Source organism: Oleiphilus sp. HI0086 (assembly GCF_001635225.1).
Window position 1 is genome coordinate 1 of sequence record NZ_LWFZ01001028.1, and the last position, 898, is coordinate 898.

The window sequence follows — 898 nt, forward strand, 5'->3', positions numbered from 1 at the left end:
TTTCACACTGCCCATCTGCTTGTGAGATAACTCAATACTGTCGCTAATATCGTTTGCTGATTCTCGGGATCTGATTGCCAGATTTCGAACTTCATCGGCCACGACTGCAAAGCCTCGCCCATGCTCACCAGCGCGTGCCGCTTCGATTGCAGCATTTAAAGATAGAAGGTTGGTTTGATCGGCAATTTCCCGAATGATGTTAGACATTGCTGCAACATTGTTTGACTGCTCAAACAAGACATCCACCATTTTGACGCTTTCTTCAGACAAGGCAGTCATCTTCTCAATCTCAATGCAGGCTTTTTGCGCTTCGGCACGCCCTTGTGCAATTTGCTTACGTGAAGTATCAATGTCGGCATGGGTTTCTCGAACTTGCGTTGCAACATCGCTCACGCTGGCACTCAGTTGAGTGACTGCTGCAGCCGAAGAGGAGATTGCCTGCTTTTGTTCCATGGCATTTTTTGCCGAGGTTGAAGCGCTGATCGATAACTCACTCGCCATATGGTTAAACTCAGTAAAGTAACCGTCTCTATGCTGAACAGAGCGTTCTTGATTGAGTAAATAGTGGCGTAGTGCTTCCAGGACGGAGTGTCCAGATCGAGAATGGAGAGGGAGGTCTCGGTGTTGTACACCGTTTTGTTGAAGTAAGCGTGAAACATCTTTGAGAGGTGCAAAAAACTGGTTTCGTTTATAGATCAGGAATATAGATGAGAGCCCAGAAAGAGCAATAAGAAAAACGGTCCAATATGACGAGGGCTGTATTAGCCACGATGTTAGTGTAATGATCGTTAGTAAGGCGATAAAGGGAGTACTGTCTAGTTTCTCAGCCCAAGGCATATTTCGCATGACAAAGCTCCTCTTGGAAATGCCGATGAATTTGAGTGTTTGTATTACAGAG

Annotated in this window: 1 protein-coding gene; it reads right to left on the bottom strand. The window is 45.8% G+C overall.

The window, feature by feature from the left end:
- Positions 1-846, bottom strand: an 846-nt coding sequence (locus tag A3756_RS18350; RefSeq protein ID WP_231875569.1) for a methyl-accepting chemotaxis protein, incomplete at its 3' end; no start/stop codon positions are given.
- Between the last annotated feature and the right edge of the window lie 52 nt (positions 847-898).